The 21,962-nt window shown below is 54.1% G+C and carries 25 protein-coding genes and 1 other annotated feature; all 25 genes read right to left on the reverse strand.

The window, feature by feature from the left end; translation table 11 throughout:
- Positions 1 to 5 precede the first annotated feature (5 nt).
- The 25 genes from obgE to BRO54_RS00725 all read right to left on the reverse strand — a co-directional run bounded on the left by obgE (position 6) and on the right by BRO54_RS00725 (position 21,961).
- A complete protein-coding gene (obgE, locus tag BRO54_RS00595) occupies positions 6 to 1,304 on the reverse strand; it encodes a GTPase ObgE (RefSeq protein ID WP_011232082.1) in 1,299 nt (432 codons plus the stop codon).
- Between the two features lie 237 nt (positions 1,305 to 1,541).
- Positions 1,542 to 2,090: a sporulation initiation phosphotransferase B gene (locus BRO54_RS00605; protein WP_074042787.1), complete on the reverse strand. Its 549-nt coding sequence runs from the start codon at positions 2,088 to 2,090 to the stop codon at positions 1,542 to 1,544.
- 176 nt (positions 2,091 to 2,266) lie between these two features.
- Positions 2,267 to 2,557, reverse strand: a complete 291-nt coding sequence (gene rpmA / locus BRO54_RS00610; protein WP_011232084.1) for a 50S ribosomal protein L27 — start codon at positions 2,555 to 2,557, stop codon at positions 2,267 to 2,269.
- A 15-nt stretch (positions 2,558 to 2,572) separates the two neighbouring features.
- Positions 2,573 to 2,902 (reverse strand): ribosomal-processing cysteine protease Prp, encoded by a 330-nt coding sequence (locus BRO54_RS00615; RefSeq protein ID WP_074042788.1) that lies wholly within the window; start codon positions 2,900 to 2,902, stop codon positions 2,573 to 2,575.
- Positions 2,903 to 2,904: 2 nt separating this feature from the next.
- Positions 2,905 to 3,213, reverse strand: a complete 309-nt coding sequence (gene rplU, locus BRO54_RS00620) for a 50S ribosomal protein L21 (RefSeq protein ID WP_074042789.1) — start codon at positions 3,211 to 3,213, stop codon at positions 2,905 to 2,907.
- Positions 3,214 to 3,227: 14 nt separating this feature from the next.
- Positions 3,228 to 3,307 (reverse strand) — a sequence feature (ribosomal protein L21 leader region).
- A 397-nt stretch (positions 3,308 to 3,704) separates the two neighbouring features.
- Complete coding sequence (locus tag BRO54_RS00625; RefSeq protein WP_074042790.1) at positions 3,705 to 4,565, reverse strand: site-2 protease family protein; 861 nt, start codon at positions 4,563 to 4,565, stop codon at positions 3,705 to 3,707.
- Positions 4,558 to 5,325, reverse strand: coding sequence for a M23 family metallopeptidase (locus BRO54_RS00630; protein ID WP_074042791.1), 768 nt, complete (start codon positions 5,323 to 5,325; stop codon positions 4,558 to 4,560). The genes BRO54_RS00625 and BRO54_RS00630 overlap by 8 nt, the downstream gene beginning before the upstream one ends.
- Positions 5,326 to 5,587: 262 nt before the next feature.
- Positions 5,588 to 6,391 (reverse strand): septum site-determining protein MinD, encoded by an 804-nt coding sequence (gene minD / locus BRO54_RS00640; protein WP_074042793.1) that lies wholly within the window; start codon positions 6,389 to 6,391, stop codon positions 5,588 to 5,590.
- 2 nt (positions 6,392 to 6,393) lie between these two features.
- Positions 6,394 to 7,086, reverse strand: coding sequence for a septum site-determining protein MinC (minC, locus tag BRO54_RS00645; protein WP_013144614.1), 693 nt, complete (start codon positions 7,084 to 7,086; stop codon positions 6,394 to 6,396).
- 40 nt (positions 7,087 to 7,126) lie between these two features.
- Positions 7,127 to 7,645, reverse strand: coding sequence for a rod shape-determining protein MreD (mreD, locus tag BRO54_RS00650; RefSeq protein ID WP_074042794.1), 519 nt, complete (start codon positions 7,643 to 7,645; stop codon positions 7,127 to 7,129).
- A complete protein-coding gene (mreC, locus tag BRO54_RS00655; protein ID WP_013144612.1) occupies positions 7,642 to 8,508 on the reverse strand; it encodes a rod shape-determining protein MreC in 867 nt (288 codons plus the stop codon). The genes mreD and mreC overlap by 4 nt, the downstream gene beginning before the upstream one ends.
- A 19-nt stretch (positions 8,509 to 8,527) precedes the next feature.
- Positions 8,528 to 9,550 (reverse strand): rod shape-determining protein, encoded by a 1,023-nt coding sequence (locus BRO54_RS00660; protein WP_011232093.1) that lies wholly within the window; start codon positions 9,548 to 9,550, stop codon positions 8,528 to 8,530.
- Between the two features lie 176 nt (positions 9,551 to 9,726).
- Entirely contained in the window at positions 9,727 to 10,407 is a 681-nt protein-coding gene (radC, locus tag BRO54_RS00665) for a RadC family protein (protein ID WP_013524237.1), read from the reverse strand.
- Positions 10,408 to 10,544: 137 nt separating this feature from the next.
- Positions 10,545 to 11,120, reverse strand: a complete 576-nt coding sequence (locus BRO54_RS00670) for a Maf family protein (protein ID WP_013524238.1) — start codon at positions 11,118 to 11,120, stop codon at positions 10,545 to 10,547.
- A gap of 326 nt (positions 11,121 to 11,446) precedes the next feature.
- Entirely contained in the window at positions 11,447 to 12,556 is a 1,110-nt protein-coding gene (locus BRO54_RS00675; protein WP_074042795.1) for a stage II sporulation protein D, read from the reverse strand.
- Positions 12,557 to 12,672: 116 nt separating this feature from the next.
- Positions 12,673 to 13,134, reverse strand: coding sequence for a type II secretion system protein (locus tag BRO54_RS00680; RefSeq protein ID WP_025949367.1), 462 nt, complete (start codon positions 13,132 to 13,134; stop codon positions 12,673 to 12,675).
- Positions 13,135 to 13,154: 20 nt separating this feature from the next.
- The gene (locus BRO54_RS00685; protein ID WP_049626510.1) at positions 13,155 to 13,856 is read right to left on the reverse strand and encodes a hypothetical protein; all 702 of its coding nucleotides are present in this window, start codon (positions 13,854 to 13,856) and stop codon (positions 13,155 to 13,157) included.
- Entirely contained in the window at positions 13,853 to 14,428 is a 576-nt protein-coding gene (locus BRO54_RS00690) for a DUF2681 domain-containing protein (RefSeq protein WP_011232099.1), read from the reverse strand. Before BRO54_RS00690 ends, BRO54_RS00685 begins: the two co-directional genes overlap by 4 nt.
- On the reverse strand, positions 14,418 to 15,350 hold the full coding sequence (pilM, locus tag BRO54_RS00695) for a type IV pilus biogenesis protein PilM (RefSeq protein WP_011232100.1): 933 nt from the start codon (positions 15,348 to 15,350) through the stop codon (positions 14,418 to 14,420). The genes BRO54_RS00690 and pilM overlap by 11 nt, the downstream gene beginning before the upstream one ends.
- Before the next feature lie 27 nt (positions 15,351 to 15,377).
- Complete coding sequence (locus BRO54_RS00700) at positions 15,378 to 16,124, reverse strand: prepilin peptidase (RefSeq protein WP_074042844.1); 747 nt, start codon at positions 16,122 to 16,124, stop codon at positions 15,378 to 15,380.
- Positions 16,125 to 16,127: 3 nt separating this feature from the next.
- Complete coding sequence (locus BRO54_RS00705; protein WP_074042796.1) at positions 16,128 to 16,595, reverse strand: prepilin-type N-terminal cleavage/methylation domain-containing protein; 468 nt, start codon at positions 16,593 to 16,595, stop codon at positions 16,128 to 16,130.
- 98 nt (positions 16,596 to 16,693) lie between these two features.
- On the reverse strand, positions 16,694 to 17,905 hold the full coding sequence (locus BRO54_RS00710) for a type II secretion system F family protein (protein WP_021321856.1): 1,212 nt from the start codon (positions 17,903 to 17,905) through the stop codon (positions 16,694 to 16,696).
- Positions 17,892 to 18,947: a type IV pilus twitching motility protein PilT gene (locus tag BRO54_RS00715; RefSeq protein ID WP_074042797.1), complete on the reverse strand. Its 1,056-nt coding sequence runs from the start codon at positions 18,945 to 18,947 to the stop codon at positions 17,892 to 17,894. The genes BRO54_RS00710 and BRO54_RS00715 overlap by 14 nt, the downstream gene beginning before the upstream one ends.
- A gap of 12 nt (positions 18,948 to 18,959) precedes the next feature.
- Complete coding sequence (locus BRO54_RS00720) at positions 18,960 to 20,624, reverse strand: GspE/PulE family protein (RefSeq protein WP_011232105.1); 1,665 nt, start codon at positions 20,622 to 20,624, stop codon at positions 18,960 to 18,962.
- Positions 20,621 to 21,961, reverse strand: a complete 1,341-nt coding sequence (locus tag BRO54_RS00725; RefSeq protein ID WP_033025925.1) for a VanW family protein — start codon at positions 21,959 to 21,961, stop codon at positions 20,621 to 20,623. The genes BRO54_RS00720 and BRO54_RS00725 overlap by 4 nt, the downstream gene beginning before the upstream one ends.
- Position 21,962: the final 1 nt, after the last annotated feature.

Genomic DNA, 21,962 nt, shown 5'->3' on the forward strand with positions numbered 1-21,962 from the left:
CCGCTCTATTCATCCCAGTCGTCGACAAACTCGAACTCGTAATCAAGCAACCGAATCGTGTCTCCGTCTTTCGCGCCGCGCTCGCGCAGCGCATCATCCACCCCCATCGCTTTAAGCTGGCGGGCGAAGCGGCGCACCGATTCTTCGCGCGAGAAATCCGTCATCTTAAACAACTTTTCAATTTTGTCGCCCGCCAAAATGAACGCTCCGTCGCTGGCGCGGGTGATCGTAAACGGCGGCTCCTCTTTTTCATATTTGTACACGACGCGCTGCACGGCCGGATCTTCCCGTTCATGAAGCGGGAATTCCGGCGTCGTTTCCAACAGGTCGGCGATGGCAAACAACAGCTCGCGCACTCCTTGCCTTGTCGCCGCAGAAATCGGAAAGACCGGCACCGCATCGCCAACTTTCTCTTTGAAGCGGCGCAAGTTTTCTTCGGCGTTCGGCATGTCCATTTTATTGGCGGCAACAATTTGCGGCCGCTCGGTCAAGCGCAAGTTGTACTGCTTCAGCTCTTCGTTGATGACGAGGTAATCGTTGTATGGGTCGCGCCCTTCGACCGCCGCCATGTCGATAACATGGACGATGACGCGCGTCCGTTCGATATGGCGCAAAAACTGATGCCCGAGCCCGACTCCTTGATGGGCCCCTTCAATCAATCCCGGCAAGTCGGCCATCACAAAACTGCGGCCGTCTTCCGTTTCGACAACGCCCAAGTTCGGGACGAGCGTCGTAAAATGGTACTCGGCGATTTTCGGACGGGCTGCGGAGACGACCGACAGCAGCGTCGATTTGCCGACGCTTGGAAACCCGACCAGCCCGACGTCAGCGAGAAGCTTCAGCTCTAAAATGATGTTGCGCTCTTCGCCCGGTTCGCCGTTTTCCGCAATTTCCGGCGCTGGGTTGGACGCCGTCGCAAATCGGGTGTTGCCGCGCCCGCCGCGCCCGCCTTTGGCGACGACAAACCGCTGCCCCGCCTCGGTCAAATCGGCGAGCACTTCGTTCGTATCCGCATCAATGACAACGGTGCCTGGCGGCACTTTGACAATCAAGTCTTCCGCATTTTTGCCATGCTGGTTTTTCGACATGCCGTTTTCGCCGCGCGGCGCTTTAAAATGGCGCTGGTAGCGGAAATCCATCAACGTCCGCAGCCCTTCATCAACGACAAAGACGACATCGCCGCCTTTGCCGCCGTCTCCGCCGGCCGGCCCGCCTTTTGGGACGTATTTTTCCCGGCGGAACGCGACCATGCCGTTGCCGCCGTCCCCGCCTTTCACATAAATTTTCACCTGATCAACAAACATGGCTGTTCCTCCGATTCGCTTCCATCATGGTATCATGGCGAAATGAGTATGACTAATACTTATTATTGTATACAGAGTCGATTCCATGATGTCAATATGTACGCAAGCACCGGCCGTCTGCAGGCTGGCGGGCGGTTCAAGCCCAGCCGCCGCTTTTCGGTCCGATTGGATCGATCCGTTCGCACCTCTTAGGGCAAAATAAGCTTTGCCTTCCATTTTCCTTCGTCCAACCAATGGTCAAGATTCCGCCGTCAAAAGCTCAAGCTCCACCGTCAATTCGCCCTCGCCAACGGCAAACGACGCGAGCCGAAGCGGCGGTGATGGTTCGCAGCGCTCAAGCCAAGTGCGAATGGCTTCGCCGTCCCTAAACGTGCCGCGGTAATCAAAAAACAGCGCCGCCCGTCGGCCGGACAGCTCAATGGACAAACATAAATGGTTTTCTGTCCGCTCATCGGCTTGCGCTTCGAGCAGGCGAAAAAATTTGCGGCACCATTCAGCCAGCTGTTCATCGCACCGCGACCAATCAGCTTCGCCGTCCGTGATTTCATACTCAAGAAAAAGCGGGCGCGGCTCCCAGTTATAGGTCATGACAAGCTCAGCGAACCGCTCGGCCTTCAAGTTCGTCAACCGCGTTTCCTGATGCATCTCGCCGATAATGTCTTCAATGATTTCCTGCACCCGTTCGATTTTATTGAGCGCCAAATGCCCTTTGATGAGCTGGATTTTGTTCAGCCAGTCATGGCGGGCATGGCGCATCACCTCAACGACAGTCCATCGCTTCTCCATCCGACGCTCCCCTATCCACTAAGCGCAGGCTCCCCGCCCCGCTCGGACTTCCGCCTCCCGGCTATGGGGGAGGCATGTACTTTTACTATAACATTTTTTGACATTGAACGGGAACGATTTTTCTACGCCAAAAAGAAAAAACCCTAACCGAACGGTTAGAGTTTTTTCCACATCGATTACGCTTCTTGGCTGACCGGGTAGACGCTGACGCGTTTGCGGTCGCGGCCGAGCCGCTCGAAGCGGACGATGCCGTCGATTTTCGCATACAGCGTATCGTCGCCGCCGCGGCCGACGTTCAAGCCCGGATGGACTTTCGTTCCGCGTTGACGGTACAAAATCGAACCGCTGGTGACGAATTGGCCGTCAGCCCGTTTTGCGCCAAGACGTTTCGCGATCGAGTCGCGGCCGTTTTTCGTCGAACCGACCCCTTTTTTCGAAGCAAAAAATTGCAGGTCAAGTCTCAGCATGGCAGTCACCTCCCGCTAGATGGATGTCACGCGGATAAATGTTCCGTAATCGCGTTCGATCGTCTTTAGCGAAACGACCATCGCTTCCAACAACAACTGCACTTTCTCTGCCGCCGCTTCTTCCAGCTCCGGAAGCTCGCAGCGGAGGTAGCCGCCGTCTTTGCCGAGCGAAACATGCGGGCGGACGCCGGCGAGCGCCTCAATGGCGTTGATCGTGCCGAATGAGACCGCCGAAGCGCCGGCGCATACGATGTCCTGCCCGCGTTTCGCAAAATGGGCATGCCCTTCCATCGTAAACGCGCGGATGCGGCCGTCCGCTTCCCGTTCAATCGTGACGCGGATCATCTTTACGCGTTGATTTTTTCGATGATGACTTTCGTGTACGGCTGACGGTGGCCTTGTTTGCGGCGATAGTTCTTTTTCGCTTTATATTTGAAGACGATAATTTTCTTTTGTCGGCCGTGTTTTTGCACTCTCGCCGTCACGGTTGCGCCTTCGACCGTCGGGTTGCCGATTTTCACCGTTTCCCCGCCGACGAACAGCACTTTGTCAAACGTGACCGTATCGCCTTCATTCGCATCCAATTTTTCGATGTAAATTTCTTGGCCTTCTTCGACTTTCAATTGTTTGCCGCCAGTTTCGATAATTGCGTACATGCATCGCACCTCCTTCATGGACTCAGACTCGCCAGCGCCAAGGCGGCCCAAGACGGAGCGCTTCATCGCCCGCGCTGAGCGGTTGTAGTGCGGGTGCGTCTTTTTGCGACAGCCGCCCTCTTTTGCCCTTGTTGGCAGGACAAAAAGTCTACAACGTCATCTATCGTAACATAGAAACGGCCGGCCGTCAACCGTCATCTTCGTCTCCCGGCGGGCGATGATGAAACGGTGCAAACGACTATATAGATGCCATTTGAAGCTTTCACATTTGTAGCTTTTACCGAACATTGGATCGACTGTCGAGCGATCGAACAACGCCGCTTTCAGGCCCATGTATGGGTCTGTGAAGCGAGCGGTTGTTCGGCCTCCCGTCACGCCTTGGCGTGACGGGGGCAAGCCACAGGCTTGCCCTCGACAGTCGAAAAATAGATAAGCAACTTTTCCGTCCAGGATATGTTAAACTTTTTCGTTGCATCTATATATAGCCACGATCAATAGATGAGAGCGCCAAGCGGCGCATCGGCTTGCTTTTCGGCAAAAAACGCATGCAGCAGCTCGTTTTCATCGAGCGTCGCCCGTTCGCGCCCGTCGCGAACGACGATGATCGCATGCTTTTGTCCGCGGTAAAATCGCTGCAGCACGGCCGAGATGCGTTCGTCCGCCGGCGCCGTAATCGTCCGCAGCTTTGTATAGCCGCCTTTGTTTCCATAATACCGCTCAAGCAAAAAGCGCATAACGACATACGGATGCTGCTTTTGCTCCTGCCAAAGAGCATGCGCCAAAAAGGCGGCGATCACCCATAAATCAAGCTGGCGCGGCGCCAACACAAACAAAAGAACGACGCCGACAGCAAGCGCGGCGGCTGATATGGCGACCGTGTTCCGGTGCGCTTCGCTGAACGGGCGGCGGTAGGACAGCAGCAAAAACAATAGCTTGCCTCCATCCAGCGGCCAGATCGGCAGCAAGTTCAAAGCGAAAATGGCCGCATTGTAGCGAAAAAAGAGCTCCCAGCTCCCGCCATCCATCATGCCGGCCTTCCACAAAAAAAATGCCGCCGCTACGAGCCACAGATGCTGGGCCGGCCCGGCGAGCGTCACGATCCACTCCTCGCGGAACGGCCGGTTGCCGTGCTCTTCGACTTCCGCCACTCCGCCGAACGGCAGCAGCAAAATCCGCTTCACCCGCCAAGAGAAAAACGCGGCCGCCGCCGCATGGCCGAGCTCATGAACGAGGACGATGAAAAACAACAGGCAAAGCTGCTTGAAATGGGCGGTAAGCACCGCGATGCCGCCGATCAGCCATAACAGCGGGTGGACGTGCAGCTTCCCAAGCAGCGCCATATACTTATTCAAAGGAAATCACCTGAATCGGATCGATAAATTCATCTCCTTGTTTAATAGCAAAATAAAACAGCCCTTTCTGTTTATTTGCCTCGCTCGCCTCGGCCGTGCCAACTTCCTGCCCCATTTCTACAAAATCATACAATTTCACCGAAATGGCCCCCAAATGTCCATACCACGTCTCCGTGCCGTCCGCATGTTGGATGATGACCGTTTTGCCGAGACGGTCTTTCGTACCGGCAAAGGTGACAATCCCTTCTTTCATCGCTTCCACTTTGGCTCCATTCTCGGTTTCGATCGTCACGCCCTCCCCGTTTTTTTCAAAACTTTCGAGAATCCGTCCAGAAGCCGGCACTGCATAGGATGAAGCCGTTTTCACCTTTTCTTCCTTTTTCGGGGCAAAAAAGGCGAGCGGCTCACCGAACGTTTTTTCATACCAGGCTGAGACGGCCGCAAACTGAAACTCGGTTTCCATCGTCCGGGCAATAAACTGCCGCGCCGGCTCGAGGGAAGCGGACGGATGCCGGAACAAAATGGCCGTCACTAGCACGAGACAGGCAGCGATGAGTATTTTGAATAAAAACCATTCTTTGCGGAACAACGGATGGGGAGCGGCTTCAAACGAATAGCGGTCATACGTGACGACCGGCAGCCCGTACCGCTCCTCATCAGCGGCGCTCCATCTGGATTCTTTTGGATCCTTCCCCTTATATTGACGTTCCCTTCTTCGTTTTTCAATGCGTTTTTTCATCTCACGGACGCGTCGATCCATACGTCCCCCCTCCACCTTTCCAACAACGTTTGTACTAATTTATGAGACAACCTCATGGAATATGAACGAGCGTTTTTCGCCGCGCCTCGCCGAACACGTCCGCGAACAAATCCCGCAAACGGTTTCACACCAACGTTTCGGCTGAGCGCCGCAACCGATCGATACCATCTGCTTCCGTTGTTACAGATCAGGAATTCCAAACAGCACAACAATATGAATAAAAAAAGAAGGCCCATTCAACGGCCTTCTTGCGCCAACTCCATTATTTCAAACTAAATATTTTCCGAATCTTTGAAAACAGCCCCTTCTCCTCTTCCTCAAGCGGCGGCAGCGGCACCGACTCGCCGAGGATACGGCGGGCAATGTTGCGGAAGGCGATCGACGCTTTGCTGTTTGGGTCCAGCACAATCGGCTCGCCGCGGTTCGACGCTTTGATCACGTTTTCATCGTCGGCGATAATGCCGAGCAACTCGATCGATAAATGCGAGATGATTTCGTCGACATCCAACATATCGCCGTTTTTCACCATATGGCTGCGAATGCGGTTGATGATGAGGCGCGGCGGTTTGACGTGCTCCTCCGCTTCAAGCAAGCCGATGATGCGGTCGGCGTCGCGGACCGCTGACACTTCCGGCGTCGTGACGACAATCGCTTCGTCCGCGCCGGCGACAGCGTTGCGATAGCCTTGTTCGATTCCGGCCGGACAGTCGATGAGCACATAATCGTATTCCTGCTTCAGCTCCTCAATGAGCTGTTTCATTTGCGCGGGGGTGACCGCCGACTTATCGCTCGTTTGCGCGGCCGGCAACAAATACAAATAGTTATCGAACCGCTTGTCTTTCACAAGCGCTTTTTGCACCGTGCAACGCCCTTCCACGACATCGACCAAATCATAAATAATTCGGTTCTCAAGCCCAAGCACGACATCGAGGTTGCGCAGCCCGATGTCGGTGTCGACAAGGCACACCCGCTTCCCGAGAATGGCGAGGGCCGTCCCAAGGTTCGCGGTCGTCGTCGTTTTGCCGACGCCGCCTTTTCCGGAAGTGATGACGATCGCTTCTCCCACGTTCACATTCTCCTTTCTAAGCGCGTCAAATTCGGCCGCAAATGCATAAGCAGCTGAAGGCGGTCGACAACAATTTGGTTATGTTCATCAATATAAGCGCATTCCATTTCATTTCCTTCATCCGTTTTCGAATCGGGCGCCCGGCTCATGATGTCGCCGATGCGCAGCTGCATCGGTTTCATGACCGATGCAGCGATGATCGCCTGTTTATTGCCGGCATACCCGGCATGGGCGATGCCGCGCAAGGCGCCGAGAATGAAAATGTTGCCTCCGGCAATGACCGTTCCACCAGGGTTCACGTCGCCGATCAGCAGCAAATCCCCTTCGACATGAAGCACTTGTCCCGAACGGACAATGCGCGAAACGGGCACAATTTCCGTTTTTCTCATCCATTCTATCGCTTCTGCTTTCGACATGACATTGCTTTCGATCGAATCGACGACCAAATTTTTTGAACGGCGAATGAGCGCACGCACCTCTTCCTCTTGGGCAGGCGTCAAATAGCGGTTCCCAATTTTCAGATGAACAGAGACAAGGGGGCTGTCTGGCGCGACGCCAGCTTGTTTGACAAGCCGCTCCTCGATTTCTTTCAATAAATCGTCATACGAGCAGCGGTCGTCGAGATGCAGCGTCAGCCCATCTTTCGTCCCTTTAATCGTCACGTACTGCTGCTTTTGTTTCGCCACAACGTTCACCCCAACGAATAATTCTACAAAACGGGCCGTTTTTCCTCTTTTATTCTTCCTGCTCAAACCGGCGAATTTTTGCCAATCGCCGTTCGAGCGGGTACGAAAAGACGAGCAAAAACGCGACGTTCAGAAGCAGCGTCGGCCATAGACGGCGGTCCCAAAAAACAGAAAACGACCAATCGGTCCGCCCGATCAACAGCTGGATGCCGTAGACATAACTGTCAAGCAGCACAATGGAAAGCAGCGACAAGAGCGATGCAATGAACCAGTTTTGGTGGAACCATTTCATCGCTTTGCCCGCCAAGTAGGCAATAAGCGTATAGGCAAACGCATAAACACCGAGCAGCTCTGTGTAGACGCAGTCATACAGGAACCCGAAGATGAACCCGTACCCCATCGCCCGCGTCCCGCCGAAATGCATCGCTGTGAACACGAGAAAAACAAGAAAAAACCGGGGAACAAAAAAATAGTGGACATACAAGTCGCCTTTTGGCCATACATCAACAAAAAGGCTCTCACTCACAAAACATAACACCGCAAGGAAAGGGAGACGCCACTTGTTCACTTTGCCTCCTCCTTTTCCTGCAGTGCTGCATCGATGGTTCGTTTCACAATCATGACGTCGTCAATATCATACAAGTTGGCAAACGGCTTGACATAGACGACTTTCGTCAATCCGTATTGGTCCGGCTTGACTTCGGTCACCTCACCGATCGGCAGCCCTTTCGGAAACACGCCGCCAAGGCCGGAAGTCAACACTTTTTGCCTTTTTTCCACTTTGGCGTCAATCGGAATTTCTCCGAGCAGCAACTCGCGCCGCTTCTCATCGTAGCCTTCGATCAACCCAAACACGTTTTCCTTTCCTTGGATATAAGCGGAAATGCGGTTGTTTTGGTCAAGCGCGCTTAACAGCTGCACAGTGGACGTAAATTGGGAAGCGTGCTGCACCTTGCCGACAAGCCCCGCTGGGGTGATGACTGCCATATCTTTTTTCACGCCATGTTGCTCGCCTTTGTTGATGATGATCGTTTCCCGCCAACGATCCGGGTTCCGCCCGATCACCGTCGCCTGAATCGAAACAAAATCACGCAAGCTCTCTTTTTTATCGAGCAACGCGCGCAGCCGTTCGTTTTCTTGCCGCAGCGCCTCGACCTCGGTCTCAAGCGCCGCATATTCCTCAAGTCTTGCCTTCAGCAGTTCGTTTTCCTTATATGTACGGCGAAGATCGCTCACATTTTCAAAGAAGCCCGCGATCTCCTGGGCGGGCTTCCCGAACAGAAGCTGAACAAAACCGACCGTATCTTTTACGAACTGCTCCGGCCACGTCAACTCTTCGCGGCTGCGCAGGGAAAAGCCGATCAACATGACAAGGATGACGATGCTGACGAGCAAAAAAATGAGACGCTTATTCCCGAAAAGCTGTGGCATGCGTCACACCTTCTTACCGTCAGCGATGGTCTCTCGCCTTGTTTTTAAACAAGTCGATGTGGTCGAGCGCTTTCCCGGTGCCAATGGCCACGCAATCAAGCGGATTTTCCGCGACGATGACCGGCATGTCCGTCTCTTTGCTGATGACCTTGTCCAAATTGCGCAACAAAGCGCCGCCGCCTGTCAGCACGATGCCCCGGTCCATAATGTCAGCCGCCAGCTCCGGCGGTGTTTTTTCGAGCGTGTTTTTCACCGACTCGACGATCGCATAGACCGTATCGTGCAGCGCCTCAGCCACTTCTTCGGCGCTGATTTCGATCGTTTTTGGCAGCCCAGTGAGCAAGTCGCGGCCGCGAATTTCCATGTTTCCGATTCCTTCCGGATTTCCGGCTGAGCCGATTTCGACTTTAATCGCCTCCGCCGTCCGTTCTCCGATCATCAAATTGTACGTTTTTCGGATGTATTGAATGATCGCCTCATCCATTTCATCGCCGGCGATGCGAATCGACTGGCTCGTCACGATGCCGCCGAGCGAAATCACGGCCACTTCAGTCGTACCGCCGCCGATGTCGACGACCATGCTCCCGGTCGGCTCCCACACCGGCAAATTGGCGCCGATCGCGGCCGCAAATGGTTCTTCAATCGTATAGGCGTCGCGTGCTCCAGCCTGGCGCGTCGCATCGATGACCGCGCGCTCCTCCACGGCCGTGATGCCGTACGGCACGCATACCATCACATACGGCTTGCTGGCAAACAACCCTTTCGTTTTGACGGCCTTGCGAATGAAATATTTCATCATCGTCGCCGTCGTTTCATAATCGGCGATGACGCCGTCTTTCATCGGACGAAGCGCCACGATGTTGCCCGGCGTGCGCCCGATCATGTTTTTCGCTTCATTGCCGACGGCGACGATTTGCTTCGTGTCGCGCTGAATGGCGACAACCGACGGCTCGCGCAAAACGATCCCTTTTCCCTTCACATAAACGAGCGTATTCGCTGTTCCTAAATCAATCCCGAGATCTTTCGTCCCAATTCCAAACATATGATCGATCTTCCTTTCCGAAACGAAATGCATATGATTTTCTATTGACAACATGGATCGGATGTCAAGTCATTTATAAGATGTCAAGTCATTTATAAATTGTACAACACCGCCCGAACGGATTCGGAAAAACCCATAGTTGATATTATAACTGATTCGACAAAAAATGAGAACCGTCAGACATAGCCTTTTTCTTTCAAACTGACGAATTTTTGATCGCCGATGATGAGGTGATCCAAGAGCTCGATGCCGATGATGCGGCCGCATTCCGCGAGCCGTTTCGTCACATCGATGTCTTCGCGGCTTGGAGTCGGATCGCCAGAAGGGTGGTTATGCACACAAATGACTGAGGCGGCGGAACGTTTGATCGCCTCTTTAAACACTTCGCGCGGATGGACAATCGAGGCGTTTAAACTGCCGATGAACACCGTTTTGCGGTAGATGACTTGATTTTTCGTATTTAAATAAATGGCGACAAAATGTTCTTGCGATAAAAAGCGCATATCTTCCATGACGTATTTCGCTCCGTCTTCCGGGCAACGAATCACATAGCGGTCGGCGCAGCCGGACTGGTGGATGCGTCGGCCGAGCTCCAACGCCGCCAAAATTTGCACGGCTTTCGTCGGCCCGATCCCTTTGATGTTCGTCATTTCTTCGACCGTTGCGTCTTTGAGCGACCTCAGCCCCTCAAAATGGCGAAGGAGACGCTGGGCGAGCTGCACGACCGACTCCTCCTTCGTGCCCGTGCGCAACAAAATGGCGATCAGTTCATGGTCGGATAAACTTTCCGGCCCTGATGACAGCAGCCGTTCACGCGGCCGGCTGTCTTTCGGCACATCGCGGATCATCCACGCCATCATACTCCCCCTTTTTTTGTTTTGCTTCATCGAAAGACGGAGAGGCTTGAACCGCCCCTCGGTACGACAGCAGAATCCGTTTGCGGGCGCGTTCTTTTGCCAAAAAGGCGCCAGACGGCGGCCGCTTTTGCTTTTATCTATGCTGGCGGCCACCCGAGCCGGCGCAATTCCCTGACCGTCCGCGACAGCGGCAGGCCGACGACCGTCAAATAGTCGCCTTCGATCCGTTTGACAAACAGGGCGGCGCGGCCTTGGATGCCATACGCCCCCGCCTTGTCCATCGGCTCCCCGGTCGCAATATAGGCGGCGATTTCCTCGTCATCGAGCTCCCAAAACGTGACTGCTGTTTTTTCCGCAAACGATGTGATTGATCCATGAGGGAGTGCGATGGCGACGCCGGTCCATACGTCATGCGTTCGCCCGGACAAGAGCCGCAACATGGCGAATGCTTCTTCTTCCGTGCGCGGCTTCCCTAACAAGCGGCCGTCGCACACAACGATCGTATCAGCGCCAAGAACGTACGCATCAGGGACAGACGGCGCCACCGCCTCCACTTTCCGGCGGGCAAGCAGTTGGACAGCTTCATCAGGGGGCGTTCCGGGGGCGATCGTCTCATCGGCTTGACTTTCTTGAACGTCAAACGGCCAACCGGCCAGCTCGAGGATCTGCCTGCGGCGCGGGGAGCGGGAAGCAAGCACGAACCGTGGAGGCATCGTTCATTCTCCTTTCACTCGTTTCGGCTCGGAAGATTCATTTGTATCGTAGCAAATTTTGCGGTGAAAGGCAATTTTCTGTATAGATGCAATTTGAAGCATGAACATTTGCAGATTTTACTAGGCATTTGATCGACTGTCGGGCGACCGAACAACGCCGCTTTCAGACCCATGTATGGGTCTGTGAAGCGGGTGGTTGTTCGGTCTTCCAAGCCACAGGCTTGCCTTCGACAGTCGAAAAATGGACAAACGGCTTTTCCGTCAAGGATATGTTAAACTTTTTCATTGCAATCTATATGCAAATGGGCAAAAAAAAAACGGGGCTTCTAGCTCCCTAGCGGCACCAATTCGATATAAGCGGCGAGCGCCTCGAGCAGCTGTTGCTGGGCTTTGGCCAACAGCGCTTCATCCCGTTGCTCTTTGTATGCGGCAAGGGCGGCATACGCCTGCTTCAGCGCTTCAACATACCGACCGACTGTTTTGTCGCTTGAAGCGTTGCTTTTTTCTAACGCGTCATACGCCTTTTGAAGCGCCTGCCAGTCATCTTCTCCTGCTTTCCTGCCGCCAAGCAAAGCCGCGGAGACCGCTGCCATGTTTTCATACAAAACCTCCCCTTTTTGGATGGCCTCCGACCGGCGCGCCGCCGCTTCGGCGGCAAACGACAGCTCTTTGACATACGTGCTTGGCACCCTTTGGCGATATTGGTCGTTGACCGTCCGCAACGTTTCCTTATCCGCGCCGACGGCGATATAGAGCGCTGCCGGTTTTTGCCCCGCGACGACGACCGGCACGCCTGCTGTTTTGATCGATTCGGACGCCTGCTTGGCCGCCGCCGCATTCGAATAGACGCCAGCTTGAATGACCGCAATGGAAAACGGCGCTCGTATGACGCTTTCTCTCCCTTCTCCTCCCGCCGCCGTTTCAGGCTTTGTCAATTCCGTCATCGCTTCAGATGCCGGCGACGAAGCAGATTTTTCCTTCGGAATGATGTGCAGCACCGTCATGCCAAACGCCATGCCGACCAACGCAGCGACCAACGCGGCGGCAAGCAGCGACTTGGCTTGAGCCGGGAGCCGCCATGGCCGACGTCTGCCGCTTTTCTTTTGTTGCATCGCCTCGGAAATGACCCGTTCATCCGCCTCAAGGGCGGCCGCCTCTTCCCAACCCGTCGTTTCAACATCTTCCCGAACTTGCCCATCCTCCGTAAACCACAGGCCTGTTGATGGCTTGCCTGCGGATGGCCCGCCTTTTTGAAACGCGCTCACTTGGCGGCTGTCATCCGCCTCGTTTTCTGCTCGCTGTCCTTTCCCTAGATGGCTGTCCAACGGATATCCACCCGACTCCTCGGACGGCCGTCCTTCCGACGAACGCTCCACGGTAAATGGGCGGGGCTTGCCGTTGATATTCACCGTAATGCGCATGCGCTGCTTGTCCATTTGGCCACCGTCCTTCTTCACACTTCGATTTCTTTCGCCTATCTTACCACAAACGGAAAAAAAAAGAACAAGACATTTGTCGTCTTGTCCCCGCTTCTGTTCTTCATTTTCCGACATCAACGGTTGCGAATCGCCTCGGTCCCCAGCGCTTCGACAGGAATCGGCTGCTCGCGCCCCTCATAGGTGCAAAGCTGCTTTGTCTCGCCTTTCAAGCAAACGGCGTAATCGATCCCGCCGTCTTCCCGCTTCGTGGCAAGCACGTACGATGGATTCGTTTCCGGCGGCAATACATTTCCGGTGAACGGATCTTCGATTGGATCCAGCAAACCGTTGCCCACCAATTCTCCATACGACAATATGGCAGAAGAACGGGCTGGCAAAAATTCCACTTTCTCGGCGCCGACATACAGCCGCGCCGCTTCATACAAGCCATAAGCATCAGAAACAAACGCCCGCTCGCGCGCCCGATCAATCACCGTCCACATGGCAAGACCGACGATCATCGCCACAATGCCGATGATCACCAACACAGCCAAAAGCTCAATGAGGGTCATCCCTCGTTTCATGCGAATGATCATCGCGTGTCCTCCTTTGCCGGCTAGGAAGCTGGCGCCGTTTCGGCAAACGGATTGTCTTTGCCGCTTGGCGGGGGAACATCGCGAACGGGAGACAACTGTTTCCATTTCTCAAGCTTCGGAGCATAAAACGCACGAACGGTCACCGAATACGTCAACGGTTGGACTTCATCAGCGATGGACATCAGCTCCGGAGGCCCAGTGACGGTCAACCCTTCAATCGCCACGATGCGCTCCGACTGCTCCAACACCTCTAAAAACCGTTCAAGCTGATAATAGGAAGGCGACTGCACGGTCAGTTGGGCGGTGATGGATTGAATGCTGCTTGGCGGAGAAACCGCTCGATTTCCTTCGCTTCCGTTGTTCGTTCCACTGTCGTTCTGCTGTGAAGATGCTGCTCCTTCATCAGAAAAATTGACGCTCACCAGCTGGCTGTCAGCGATATATTCCGCTTTCTGAAACAAGAGCAACAACTGGTCCGTAAGCGGATGGACAGGGACTTTTTTTTGCAATGAAGCAACGGTTTGTGCTGTTTCCTCTGAAGAAGGAGGCAGCTTTTGCTTCAAAGCGGCGAGCACCTTTTTCTCGCTTTGCACCGTTTGCTCCATCTGCTCGAGCTGGCTGTAGCGAGGCATGACCAGCCATGAATAGGCGGCCGCAAACAAAAGCGCGGTGACCGCAGCCATTGCCGCAACAAGAAGCGGCCATTTGCCAAAGCGGCTCATGATTTTTTTCCCTCCCCATCAGCCTGTTGCAGCTCCAGCTCATATTGCGCCATATATCTTGGCACGACTTGATGATCTTCCGGTTCGCCACTCGTCTCGCTATTGGCCGCCACATTGACCAGTTTGACGTTTTTCACCATTCTCACTTTTTCTAATCGATCCAAATAATAGGCCGCCTCTTCCGGCGCATCAAACTGCACCACCATGGTCATCTTTGTCTGATCCGAGTACGTCACATTCATCATGAATCCGCGTTCGGGAAGCTGCTTTGTCAATGCCCGCAGCAACGGCACTGATTTCAGCGGATAGCGTTCCGCCCATTTCACCGCCTTCGCCAGCTCTTCTTGCTCCTTCTGTTCGTCTATATTTTTCATTTTCGCCGCCAGTACATCTTGCTCCGCTCGCACTTTTTTTAATTCCGCCTCCAACATGGCCTGGCGATGATCCGCACGATCGATCAACCAATACAGCACCGAACCGGCTAGGAGAAGCAGCGCCGCCCCGAACAACAAAACGAGACGGATCGGCTGCCTCGTTTCTTTTTTCGGCAATAAATTGATTTCAGCGATCATCGTCAGCCCTTCCTTCTTTCAACGCCAATCCCCAGGCGAGATGAAAGCGGTCCGGCAGCGGATCAAGAGACGCGCTGAGCCGTTCTACAGGCACTTCAAGCCGCTCTGTCAAAGCCGTGAACACATGGCCCAACTCTGGATGATCGCCGGCGAGAAACAGGCGTGTGATGGACTGTTTGCCTTGTTGGAGGGAAAACGAATAAAAGCTCATGATCCGTTCCATTTCCTTATACACATCGACGAACGGATCCACAATCGCCGCCGTCCGGTCACGATAGGCTTCAAGCGGCAAATGGCGCATAAACAACGGCAAATGACGATGAAACACGCTCAAATTCACGGCGGATTCGTCAAACTGCACAAGCAAAATATGATCGTCCGGCGCAGCTTGTCCCGCCGCATAAAACGGACGATAAGCGCAAAGCGGCGATACATCCGCGGCCACCGGGCGCAAATCGGCTTCTTCCAAAAGCGCCGCGTATTCCGACACCGCCTCTTCCGGCGCCGCAAACAGCAAAATCGACACCGCCTCGCTCGTTCTCTCCATCACCACATAATCAAACACCGGATCGGCAAAAGGAAGCGGAATCGACTCGCCAAGCTCCAGAAATAAATAGCCGCGAATCTCTTCATCCGACAAATGAGAAGGAAGGGGCAAACTGCGGATCATGACGAATGGATCAGGGACGACAAAGCGCGCGCGATGGCCGTCTATTTTCCATTCCTCCACGCATTCGTCCAAAATCATGGCCAATGTTTCCCCATCGACGATGCGGCCGTCGCGAACAACCCCTACTGGCAATGCCCGTTCGCCCCATCGTTTCACTTCAGGCGGATGCCCTAGCTTGACTTCCACATAGCGAATGGCATGGTCTTTTACGACGATGTTCACATATTTGGACTTTCCCCACCATAACGCCATTCTCGTTCGCCCCCTTTCTTCCCATCCTTACACAAAAAGATCCATATACGCATCGACAAGCTGATCACCGAAAAACAGCGCCGTCAATGACCCGAGCGCAATCGCCGGCGCAAACGGCATCGGCTTGCCGCGCCGCACGCGCCCCAGCGCCATGCCAATCAGCCCGATGATCGTTCCATACAACGTCGCCAAAAAAAAGGCGAGCAACACCATTTTCCAGCCAAGCACCATTCCCAAAACCGCAAACAGCTTCACATCGCCGCCCCCCATCCCGCCATTGGACAAAACGGCAATCAGCCATAAAAGCGAAAATCCGACCGCCGCCCCAAGGAGCATATCGACCCACGGCAAAAACGGGATCACAAGCCGCTCCATCAAAAACAAACCGGCAAACACCAAAAGCACCCGGTCAGGAATGAGCATATAACGAAGATCAGACACAACGATGATGGCCAACAAGCTGATGAGCGTCCACGCCACAATCAGCCGTCCGCCCCAGCCGATCCACATCGGCGCGGCCGTCAACAAAGCGGCGGTTGTCAATTCCATCAAAGGGTAAAGGGGGGAGATGCGCCCCCCGCACCCTTTGCATCTTCCTTTTTGCGCGACATACGAAACAACCGGGATGAGCTCCCCAGCCGATAGCGTCCGTCCGCACGCCGGGCAATGCGACCGCGGCCTGATGATTGACTCCCCGACCGGCACCCTCAGCCCGACGACGTTAAAGAACGAGGCGAGGAGGAGGGAGTAAAGGAAAAGCAATAAATGCATCATCACTTACTCAAGATCTACTTTGTCTCTAGTTAGTTGCTCAACATCCACATTATCTATATATTTAAAACCTTTCGTATCGATTAAGGATACCTTATAATGAATAGCCTTTACCTTATCGGTATTGTTACCGGTATTGTCTTTAACCATTTCTTTTTCAACCGTCACCTTACTTTGATTTGGATCATATTCATCTTTTTTCCCGGGGGATTTCGGAATATTTTCTAAATATCCCCCATCAAACAACTCTTGCATCGTATATGATGTTTTTGTGTTCTGATCATTTGCAATCGCCAAACGCACAGCACTGACCATTTGCTTCGCATTGGCGATATGGGCGTCTTTTTTCGAGTTGTCCATAATGGCGCCGATGGCCGGAATGGCGATCGCCGCGATAATCCCTAAAATGACAATGACGGCGAGCAGTTCGATGAGCGTCAAGCCGCGCTCGTTTTTGATGATGCGTTTCAACATCACTTTCCTCTCCCTTTCTTTTTTAATGTTTTAGCACGATTTCCCTATTATTCTACAATATAGTCCAAAAAATAGGAAGATATTCTTAATATAAATTATTATTGTTGAATGTGATTAAAGATGTCGTACATCGGGACGATGATGGAGGTGACGATCGTCCCCACGACGCCGGCAAGCAGCACAATCATCAGCGGCTCGATGAGCGACTTGAGGCGATCGGTGCCGGCGTCGACTTCCGCTTCGTAAAAGTCGGCGACTTTGCCAAGCATGGCGTCAAGCGAACCGGTTTGCTCGCCGATCGTGATCATTTGCGCCACGAGCGGCGGAAACGCCCAATGGCGGCGGAGCGGCTCGGCGAGCGACTGGCCGCGCTCAAGAGCGGTTCGCGCTTCATCAAGGACGGACGCGATCACTTCATTTTCTACGACGCGCTCGGAAATGGACAGCGCCTCTAAAATCGGCACGGAGCTTGACACGAGTGAGCTCAATGTCCTCGTGACGCGCGCCAATGCCGCTTTTTGGACAAGGGTTCCGAAAATGGGCAGCCGCATGGCCGCATAGTCCAAATAATATTTCGTGCGCTTTTGCCGGCGCAGCGCGGTGAACAAAAGGAACACCCCGATCGCCAGCAACGTTATCATCCACCAATAATGCTGCATAAATGCGCTCGCTTTCAGCACAAACTTTGTGATCGCCGGCAATTCGGCGTGAAAATCGGCAAACATGTCGACAAACGTCGGCACGACCGAGACAAGCAAAAAGATGACAACCGCAACGGCGATGATGGCGACAGCCACTGGATAGGCAAGCGCCGAGACGATTTTTTGCCTTGTTCGATGCACTTTTTCAAAATGGTCGGCAAGCCGGTCGAGCGTTTCATCGAGCGTGCCGCTCGCTTCACCGGCGCGCACCATATTGACAAACAATGGCGGGAAAATGCGGGGATGCTTTGCGGCTGCGGCAGAAAGCGGATTCCCTTCTCGGAGATGCTGTTCCATATCGTCGAGTGCACGAGCAAGCGCTTTGCTTTCCGTTTGCTCCGCCAAAATGCGGATCGAATCAACGATCGTCACCCCGGCGCGCACAAGCGTTGCGAACTGGCGCAAAAAGACGACGAAGTGCTGCAGCTTGACGGCTCGTCCTATGGAAATTTCTTTGTTCCAAACAGATGACGGCACCTCGGCGATCACAATGGGGCGAATGCCTTTCTCCCTCAATTTCAGGACAGCCTCACGGCGGGAGTTTGCGGCAATCGTCCCGGATTTTTTCCGTCCGCTTCGGTCGCGCCCCTCATACTTAAATTGCGCCATCCGCTCCACGCTCCCTTGTCAAATACGCTTCCGCGGCCAATGGATCAATACGGCCAGCGGCCACAAGCTCCCTGACGCTCATTTCCATCGTCTGCATGCCCACACTGCGGCCCGTCTGCATAATATTGATGATTTGATGCTCTTTTTCATTGCGGATCAAATTGGCCACTGCGGCATTGTTGATTAAAATTTCCATAGCCGCCGTCCGTCCTCTCTTCCGACCGTCGGGAAATAAACGTTGGGCCATGACGGCAACAAGGACGGAAGCGAGCTGCAGCCGAATTTGCGCCTGCTGGGCTGACGGAAAGACGTCAATCATCCGTTCGATCGCCGCTGGGGCGCTCGCCGTATGAAGGGTGCCAAGCACTAAATGACCCGTTTCCGCGGCAGTGATCGCGGTTTGGATCGTTTCCAAATCGCGCATTTCCCCGACTAAAATCACATCCGGATCTTGACGAAGCGCAGCGCGCAATCCGGCGGCAAAACTGTTCGTGTCAAAGCCAACTTCCCGCTGGTCGATGATCGATTTTCCGTGCTGATGCAAATATTCAATCGGATCTTCCAGCGTAATGATATGTCTGGACATCGTTTTGTTCATGTAGTCGATCATCGCCGCCAATGTGGTCGATTTGCCGCTGCCGGTCGGCCCGGTGACAAGCACAAGCCCGTGCGGCTTTTCCGCGATGTGCTTTAACACGCTTGGCAAGCCGAGCTCTTCTAATGTCGGAATGCGCGGCGGGATGAGGCGCACGGCAAGCGACACGCACGACCGCTGCTTAAACACATTGATCCGGAAGCGGGAGACACCCGCAATACCGTACGAAAAATCAAGCTCCCCCGTTTCTTGAAACTGCTGCCAAAGCGGCGGCGGAATGATGGCTTTCGCCATTTGTTCCGTGTCCTCCGGGTTCAGCCGTTCTTGCCCATACGCCTTCAGTTCCCCATTCACCCGAAAAATCGGCGGCGCCCCGACCGTCAAATGTACGTCAGACGCACGGTATTCAAAAGCCGCACGCAACAACGCCTCAAGCTTTTCCTTCATCCGTCTCACCCATCAATGCAAAATGGCCACTTTCAGCACTTCTTCAAGCGTCGTCAACCCTTGCTTCACTTTCAACAGCCCGTCATCGAGCAAAAAGATCATTTTGTTTTGAATGGCGAGTTCCCGCAACTTCGAAAACGGCTCATTGTTTAAAATGACGCGGCGCATCTCGTCCGTCATGACAAGCAATTCGTGGATCGCGAGTCTCCCGCGGTAACCGGTCATATTGCACGTCGGGCAGCCGCGGCCACGGACGAGTTGGCGGATGTCGATGCCCCGACGGGCGAAAATGTCCCGCTCCCGCTTCGTCGGCTCATACACCTCCTGGCAGTCGCGGCAGATGCGGCGCACAAGCCGCTGCGAGACAACGCCAGCGAGCGATGTGGCCACTAAAAACGGCTCAATCCCCATATCGATCAGGCGGGTGATCGTGCTTAACGCATCGTTCGTATGGAGCGTGCTTAACACTAAATGCCCGGTGAGTGAGGCGCGGATCGCCACTTCCGCCGTCTCGCGGTCGCGAATCTCCCCGACCATGATGATGTTCGGGTCTTGGCGCAAAATCGAGCGAAGCCCTTGGGCAAACGTTAAGCCGACATTCGGGTTGACTTGAATTTGGTTGACGCCTTCGATCTGATATTCAACCGGATCTTCGATCGTAATGATGTTGACATGTTCGCTGTTTAAATGATTGAGCGCCGCGTAAAGCGTCGACGATTTCCCCGAACCGGTCGGCCCGGTGATCAAAATGATGCCGTTCGGACGCTCGATCAAACGGATGAACCGATCTAAATTGACCGGGTTGAAGCCAAGTTTATGAATATCGTTTAACGCCGCACCCAAATCGAGGACGCGCATCACGATTTTCTCCCCATACACCGTCGGCAATGTCGACACGCGCAAATCAACGGGATGAAAATCGATGTTCATTTTGATCCGCCCGTCTTGCGGCACACGATGCTCGGTGATGTCCATGTTGGCCAAAATTTTGATCCTCGCCGTCAACATGCTTTGCATATGTTTCGGCAGCGCCCTCTCCGTTCGAAGCAAGCCGTCAATTCGATAACGGATGAGCACTTTTGTCTCCTGCGGATCGATATGAATATCGCTTGCCCGCTGTTCGACAGCAAGCTGCAAAATTTGGTTCACTAGGCGAACAATCGGGGAATCGTCCTCGGCCGTCCGCCCGTCTTCGCGCATCTCCGTCGGCGGCGCTGGCAGCAAATCATCAAACGATTCGTCCATGTCATAATATTTATTGATCGCCCGCAAAATATCATCCTTTGAAGCGATCGCTGTTTCGATCTGAAACCCCGTTGACAAGCGCAAATCATCAATAGCAAAAAAATCCATTGGATCAGCCATTGCAACGAGCAATCGATCGTCTTCCACCTTAAGGGGCATGATCAGATGGCGGCGAGCAAACTCTTTTGGCACTAGGCTCGTCGCTTTCGGATCAATCGGGTAGCGATACAAGCTGACATGAGGAATGCCGAGCTGAAACTCAAGCGCCTCAATGAGCTGCTGCTCTGTGATGTAACCTCGCTGCAGCAACGCATCGCCAAGCTTTTGCCCAGGCGTTTTCTCACGCAACGCTTCAGCCAGCTGTTCTTCCGTAATCAGCCCCGCTTCCACCAACAAATCACCGAGGCGTTTCCGCTCACGTTTTTTGTTCATCGGCTTCCCCCGCTTTCCCCGCTTTGCTTCGATTCGGTTGAAGGGGCTGCGTTGGTCTGGTCGCTGCCGCTTTGCCCTTCGCCGTTTTGGACTTCTGATTTCTCTTGACCGCTTTCCGCTTCAGTCTGACCGCTATTCGTTGCATCAGACGGTGAAGATGGCGTTTCGCTTCCTTCCCCCGTTGTATTGGATGAAGATTCTGGGACTTCAAGCCCTCTTACCTCAACCGCATACGTCGGAGGGTAAAAATCCTCGCTCACCGTCTCTTTGCGGATCAGCCGGGAGCCATCGCGCACTTCGCGTTCGACTTTTACAAGCAATCCAGAACGGCCGACTTGTTTCGTCACGGTTTCATCCGGCGCCAACCGGGCATCGTATTGAATGATTTTGCGCGGTTCGATCCGCTCTAGCCCGCTCGTGCGCACGATATATTGATACGCAAACGGCCAACCGTACACTAACGCTTTCACTTGGCGGCCATCGTAGCGAAGAATGAGCGTATAGTCCGTCGAGTTCGGATTCAACCATTGTAAATCGCGTTTGTCATCCACCTTGGCCTCAAATCCCGGAGGAATGCCATCTGGAAGCGAACTTCCCGCATACCGTTCCATCAACAAAAAATTCGTCGACAGCACAGCACGATACACCGCTGATGCCAATGCGTCGACAGCCTGATTCGACAGCCCGCCACCAGCCTGCTGAATCACGGCGCGCAACGAGACCAATTGATTGGCGCGGAGGACGACGCGGCGTTCCGAAGCAAGAAAACGGGAGAGACTTTGATCGCGAACGGCAACAGCCGCTTCACTCACGACCGTCTGCCCCTTCCCGGAAGAGGGAAGATAATGGGCCAAGTCGAGCGGCTTGTTCGGAACGGCAAGCTGGGACGCCGCCGCCTCCAAATCCGCTTCCAACGCTTTGAGATCCAAGGCGGGGACTGCCGCCGGCGGGAGAAGGCGTTCAACGGTTTCCATGCAAGCGCTCATGTCAGCCAACACAAGAAGCGGCGAGGAACGGCCGTTGACCACGTTTTTTGTGCTTTCCGACAAGCGAAATGTAAAGATGTCAGCCGGCAGCTCGGCTTTCTTTTCTTGATAGCGGACCGAAATCGAAGCTGTCGATCGCCAGTCGCTCACCTTGTCTGCCACCGCCTGTTGGGCTTCCGCTCTCGTCATCCCAGCAAGCGAAATCGGCCCGACGTACGTCCCGGAGCGATAGCGGTCTTGATCAGGGCCAAACGACTCATAAGCCAAAACGCCCAAGCGGGCAAAGGTGAGGAAATAAACGGTGCAAACCGCCATCACGATAAACAGTTTTCCTATGGAAGCCGCTCTCACC

It is taken from the genome of Geobacillus proteiniphilus (assembly GCF_001908025.1).
GTDB classification, from domain to species: domain Bacteria; phylum Bacillota; class Bacilli; order Bacillales; family Anoxybacillaceae; genus Geobacillus; species Geobacillus proteiniphilus.

What these genes read in the sequence shown, in the direction of transcription:
- obgE (WP_011232082.1), bottom strand. Translation starts at nt 1,304, where the DNA reads ATGTTTGTTGATCAGGTGAAAATTTATGTGAAAGGCGGGGACGGCGGC.
- BRO54_RS00605 (WP_074042787.1), bottom strand. Translation starts at nt 2,090, where the DNA reads ATGGAGAAGCGATGGACTGTCGTTGAGGTGATGCGCCATGCCCGCCAT.
- rpmA (WP_011232084.1), bottom strand. Translation starts at nt 2,557, where the DNA reads ATGCTGAGACTTGACCTGCAATTTTTTGCTTCGAAAAAAGGGGTCGGT.
- BRO54_RS00615 (WP_074042788.1), bottom strand. Translation starts at nt 2,902, where the DNA reads ATGATCCGCGTCACGATTGAACGGGAAGCGGACGGCCGCATCCGCGCG.
- rplU (WP_074042789.1), bottom strand. Translation starts at nt 3,213, where the DNA reads ATGTACGCAATTATCGAAACTGGCGGCAAACAATTGAAAGTCGAAGAA.
- BRO54_RS00630 (WP_074042791.1), bottom strand. Translation starts at nt 5,325, where the DNA reads ATGGATCGACGCGTCCGTGAGATGAAAAAACGCATTGAAAAACGAAGA.
- mreC (WP_013144612.1), bottom strand. Translation starts at nt 8,508, where the DNA reads ATGCCACAGCTTTTCGGGAATAAGCGTCTCATTTTTTTGCTCGTCAGC.
- BRO54_RS00660 (WP_011232093.1), bottom strand. Translation starts at nt 9,550, where the DNA reads ATGTTTGGAATTGGGACGAAAGATCTCGGGATTGATTTAGGAACAGCG.
- radC (WP_013524237.1), bottom strand. Translation starts at nt 10,407, where the DNA reads ATGGCGTGGATGATCCGCGATGTGCCGAAAGACAGCCGGCCGCGTGAA.
- BRO54_RS00670 (WP_013524238.1), bottom strand. Translation starts at nt 11,120, where the DNA reads ATGCCTCCACGGTTCGTGCTTGCTTCCCGCTCCCCGCGCCGCAGGCAG.
- BRO54_RS00675 (WP_074042795.1), bottom strand. Translation starts at nt 12,556, where the DNA reads ATGGACAAGCAGCGCATGCGCATTACGGTGAATATCAACGGCAAGCCC.
- BRO54_RS00680 (WP_025949367.1), bottom strand. Translation starts at nt 13,134, where the DNA reads ATGATCATTCGCATGAAACGAGGGATGACCCTCATTGAGCTTTTGGCT.
- BRO54_RS00685 (WP_049626510.1), bottom strand. Translation starts at nt 13,856, where the DNA reads ATGAGCCGCTTTGGCAAATGGCCGCTTCTTGTTGCGGCAATGGCTGCG.
- BRO54_RS00690 (WP_011232099.1), bottom strand. Translation starts at nt 14,428, where the DNA reads ATGATCGCTGAAATCAATTTATTGCCGAAAAAAGAAACGAGGCAGCCG.
- pilM (WP_011232100.1), bottom strand. Translation starts at nt 15,350, where the DNA reads ATGGCGTTATGGTGGGGAAAGTCCAAATATGTGAACATCGTCGTAAAA.
- BRO54_RS00700 (WP_074042844.1), bottom strand. Translation starts at nt 16,124, where the DNA reads ATGATGCATTTATTGCTTTTCCTTTACTCCCTCCTCCTCGCCTCGTTC.
- BRO54_RS00705 (WP_074042796.1), bottom strand. Translation starts at nt 16,595, where the DNA reads ATGTTGAAACGCATCATCAAAAACGAGCGCGGCTTGACGCTCATCGAA.
- BRO54_RS00710 (WP_021321856.1), bottom strand. Translation starts at nt 17,905, where the DNA reads ATGGCGCAATTTAAGTATGAGGGGCGCGACCGAAGCGGACGGAAAAAA.
- BRO54_RS00715 (WP_074042797.1), bottom strand. Translation starts at nt 18,947, where the DNA reads ATGAAGGAAAAGCTTGAGGCGTTGTTGCGTGCGGCTTTTGAATACCGT.
- BRO54_RS00720 (WP_011232105.1), bottom strand. Translation starts at nt 20,624, where the DNA reads ATGAACAAAAAACGTGAGCGGAAACGCCTCGGTGATTTGTTGGTGGAA.